The organism is Kitasatospora sp. NPDC091257 (assembly GCF_044757675.1).
Classification (GTDB): Bacteria; Actinomycetota; Actinomycetes; order Streptomycetales; family Streptomycetaceae; genus Kitasatospora; species Kitasatospora lactacystinica.
Genome location: NZ_JBIVVI010001288.1, coordinates 1 through 2,450, shown reverse-complemented (window position 1 = coordinate 2,450; position 2,450 = coordinate 1). Strand labels below are relative to the sequence as shown.

Genomic DNA, 2,450 nt, shown 5'->3' with positions numbered 1-2,450 from the left:
GTGTACCTGCGCGACGCGGCCGGCGCGGTGCACCGGCTCACCACCGGCATGGACACCGCCCACCCCGCGCTGGCCCCCGACGGCAAGGGCGTCGTCTTCGAGTCCCTGGAGCCCCGCGGCGACGGCAGCACCCGGCACGTCCTGTGGGCCGTCGACCGGGACGGCAGCGGACTGCGCCGGATCACCGAGGGCGCGGCCGACGAGACCCACCCCACGGTCTCGCCCGACGGCAAGTGGATCGCGTACTCCTGCGACGGCGAACCGTCGCACCGTCAGATCTACCTGCGGCCGTTCGAGGGCGGCGCGCCCGTCAAGGTCACCAGCGTGACCGACGGGGACGCGGTCGACCCGGCCTGGAACCCGGTGAACGACGACGCCCACCGCAACGAGATCGTCTACACCCGGGACCAGGGCGCCCAGGGCCGGACCCTGGTCCTCACCTCGCCCACCGGCGGCGACAAGGCCTTCTTCCCCGGTACCGGCTCCACCTGGAAGACCGGCTCGGCCGGCTGGCTGGCCGACGGCAGCGGGGTGCTCTTCCTCAGCGCCGACCTGCTCGACCCCAACGACCCGACCCCGCAGCCCGATCCGTCCCGGCCGCCGGTGGTGAACCTCTACCGCGCGCTCACGTGCAACTGCGAAGCGCCGAAGGTGCTCTACCGCGCCAACCGGCTGATCGCCACGCCGACCTGGCTGGGCACCCAGAACGAGGGCGGCCCCGTCGTCGAGCAGACCAGCGCCTCCGGCGCCAACGTCGCGAACGTGGAGGACATGCGCCCCGACGGGTCCGACCCGCGCGACCTCGGCATCAGTGTGCTCCGCGAGGACCCGGCCGCCGACAGCAACACCAGCACCGACCCGGGGGCCGACCCGCTGTTCCACCCCCGCCCCGGCTTCGACCCCTGGTTCGAGCGCCAGACCTACACGCCCGACGGCCGGCAGATCGTGGTCACCCGCTACGAGGACGGCCCGGCCGGGCGGATCCAACGGATCTGGATCGCCGACGGCGACGGGGCGAACCCGCAGCCGATGAACCTCGCCGGGCGCGGCCCGAACGACCGGGACACCGACCCGTCGATCTCCCCGGACGGCAGGCTGATCGTGTTCAGCCGCAGCGCCCCGGCCGCCGGCGACCAGCCGGCCCGGCCCGGGCGGGTCCTGATCGCCGAGATGGCCACGGGGCGGATCGTCGGAACCGTCCAGCCGCCGGCCGGGCAGCGCGGCGCCTCCGACGGCCAGCCGTTCTGGTCCCCCGACGGCAAGCTGATCGCCTTCTCCCGGACGGCGGTGGTCAACGAGAACGCCGGCAACCTGCACGTCTGGACCGTCGCCGCCGACGACCTCACCCGGCAGACCGACCTCAGCCGGACGGCCTGCCCGGGCAGCTGCAACGTCATCGACGACAGTCCCGCCTTCGCCCCCGACGGCCGCCGCATCGCCTTCAACCGCAAGGCCGGTGACGGCGGGAACAACCAGCAGGACGGGGTGGTGGTCACCACGCCGACCGGCGAGGGCTGCACGGTGGTCGTGCCCACCGGGCTCGGCCAGGGCGCCTGCACCCGGCCGCTGCCCGACCACCCCACCACCGGGCCCTTCCAGCCCCGCGACGTCGCCTGGACGGCGAACAGCGCCCAGCTGGTGCTGACCTCCCGCCGCGCCGCGCCGCCGAGCGCACCGGAGGGGCTCAAGGTCTACGACTTCGCGACCGCCCAGCTCACCGAGCTCGACTGGCGGCTGCCGGGGCGCCAGAAGGAGCCGGCCGTCCAGCAGTCCGTCGACCTGGCGGTCAGCGTTCCCGAGCGGACCCCGGCCGTCCCCGTCGACGGCAGCACCGAGGTGACCGTCACCGTCACCAACAAGGGCCCCGCGCCCTCGCCCGGCACCGCCCTCACCGTCTCGGTGCCGACCGGCGCCCGGCTCGACAAGCTGACCACCCCGACCGGATCGTGCGACGCCGCCGCGCTGCGCTGCGAGCTCGGCACCCTGACCCCGCGCCAGGTGGTCCGGATCAAGGCCACCCTGACCGGCACCCGGCCCGGCGTCCCGGACTTCGGTTGGAGCGTCACCGGGACGGTCGTCGACCCGAACCCCGACGACGACTTCGCCCGGACCTTCCTCCCGGTGCTGGAGCCGCCGACCCCGTCGCCGACACCCACCCCGTCGCCGACCGCCTCGCCGAGTCCGACCCCGAGCCCGAGCCCGACACCCACACCCACGCCCAGCCCGACCGCCACGCCCACCTCCACCCCCGTTCCGCTGCCGCCCCCGGCGCCCGCCCCGCCGCCCCAGGCCGGCCCCGCGGTCGCGGTCGACGCCCAGCCGAACCCCGGCTACGTCGGCGGCCACGTGACCGTCAGCTACACGGTGCGCAACACCGGCCAGGCCCTCGCCACCGGCCTGCGCCTGACCCTCGGTCTGCCCGCCGGAGTGCCCACCGAGGCCCTGCCCCC

The 2,450-nt window shown here is 75.3% G+C and carries 1 protein-coding gene; it reads left to right on the top strand.

Features of this window, described 5'->3' with window-relative positions:
* Positions 1–2,450, top strand: a 2,450-nt coding sequence (locus ACIQOV_RS37415; protein ID WP_401055245.1) for a hypothetical protein, incomplete at both ends; no start/stop codon positions are given.